Source organism: Stenotrophomonas sp. Sm2128 (assembly GCF_030985535.1).
In the GTDB taxonomy this organism is placed as follows: domain Bacteria; phylum Pseudomonadota; class Gammaproteobacteria; order Xanthomonadales; family Xanthomonadaceae; genus Stenotrophomonas; species Stenotrophomonas maltophilia.
In genome coordinates, this window is sequence record NZ_JAPTFQ010000154.1 from 1 (window position 1) to 1735 (window position 1735).

The 1735-nt window shown below is 68.6% G+C and carries 1 protein-coding gene; it reads right to left on the minus strand.

Annotated elements, in window-relative coordinates; all coding sequences use genetic code 11:
* Window positions 1-45: 45 nt before the first annotated feature.
* Window positions 46-1707 carry an amidohydrolase gene (locus O0K41_RS22195; RefSeq protein ID WP_108269783.1) on the minus strand — a complete coding sequence of 554 codons (1662 nt, stop codon included), beginning with the start codon at window positions 1705-1707 and terminating at the stop codon, window positions 46-48.
* Between the last annotated feature and the right edge of the window lie 28 nt (window positions 1708-1735).

Here is a 1735-nt window from a genome sequence, read left to right on the forward strand (position 1 = left end):
CGTTCCGGCGCTACCCGGTCGACCATCGCGGCACGCTGGACGCGGCTATTCGGCGTCCAGGGCGCCGCTGTCGTGCACGATGCGGCCGCCGACCAGGGTGAGCAGCGAGCGCAGCGAGTGGATGCGACGGGCCGGCATGGTCAGGTAGGGTTGGTCGAGCACAGCCAGATCAGCCAGCTTTCCCGCGGTGAGAGAGCCGCGCTCGTCTTCGGCAAACGACAGCCAGGCCGCATTGCGGGTGAACAGGCGCAGTGCCGCATCGCGGGTGATGAGGTTGTCCTCGCTGCGGCGCACGCCTGCCAGTGGCTGGCCGTCAACGTGGTACTGGATGGCCTGCCAGACGCCTGCCACGCCGATGCGGGTGGAGTCGGTGCCACCCGCCACCGGAATGCCTAGCGCCATCGCGGCCCGCACCGGGGCGCTGGACGCCGCAACCTGTGCCGTGTTGGCGGCATGGATCGCGGTGGTTTCGAAGTACGGTCCCATCTGTACGCTGTAGGCCAGCCCGAGCCGGGCCATGCGCTGCAACGTCCGCTGTGACCCGGTGTTCAGGTGCGCGATCGCCCAGCGCAGCGGCCGCAGGTCATGATCGCGCGCCACCACCTCGAAAGCGTCCAGGATGGCATCGGCGGCATCATCGGTGTATGCGTGGATCTCCAGCGGGATGCGCCGCTCCGCGGCCAGCCGGGCGACCTCGATCAGCTCCTGCCGGGCCTCGGCCGGCGGATCGAAGCCAGGCCCCATCAGGACGCCGTCGTTCATGGCGGTGACCAGGTTCTCACCCAGGCCGAGAAAGGCGATGTCGCCATCGTCGTGCCGGTTCGGGCGGAACGCCATCACGTTGCGGAACCACTCGGCTTCATCACCGTGGGTGCCGGCCGGAATGCGGTAGCCGGCGCGCAGCGTCAGCCCGCCCTGGTCGCGTAGCTTGAACAATGTTTCGTAGGACGATGGTGGGCCGGCGGAGGGATCGATGAAACCGGTCACGCCCTGCGCGTTGAGGGCAGCGAAGAAGGTCCGCAGGCTCTTTTCGTGATCGGCGCTGGCACTGATCTGCGCGAACAGTGCATTGAATGGACCGATGCCACCGGACAGGCGGCCGGTGGCCTGTCCGTCATTGTCGCGCTCGACGATGATGCCCGGGGGCAGGCGGGGCTGCTCGCCCTGCAGATCCAGCGCTGCGATGCCGGCACGGTTGAGCAGGGCGAAGTCGTACAGATGCTGCACGTAGACCGGCCTGTCTGGCAGGGCGGCATCGAGCTCGGCGCGGGTCGGGGCCCGGCCCTCCGCGAACTGTTCGGGATGCCACGCACCGACCACGGCGGCCCATTGCCCGTCAGGCTTGCGCTGGGCATCGCGCTGCAGCCGCTGCAGCGCCTCGGACAGCGTGGGAGCGTCGAACCAGTAGGTTTCGAAGGTGAACGTCTGGCCGCCACGGACTGCGTGGATGTGCGTGTCGATCAGGCCCGGAACGACGGTGCGCCGTTGCAGGTCGATGACCCGGGTGCTGGGGCCGATATGACGTTGCATGGCGCGGTCACTGCCGACCGCCAGGATTCGCTCGCCGCGGATGGCAAGCGCGCTGGCACGTGGCGTATTGCTGTCCTGGGTCAACAGCAGGCCATTGCGCAGCACCAGGTCGGCCGGCTCGGCCGCTGCCGCCACGGTTGGCAGCACAAGCGTGAAGAGGAGGAGCAGTACGCGCATGGAAGTGTCTCGCTCTGGGGGGAGGGGG

Coding starts and splice junctions, on each gene's coding strand:
- O0K41_RS22195 (WP_108269783.1), bottom strand. CDS start 1,707: ATGCGCGTACTGCTCCTCCTCTTCACGCTTGTGCTGCCAACCGTGGCG.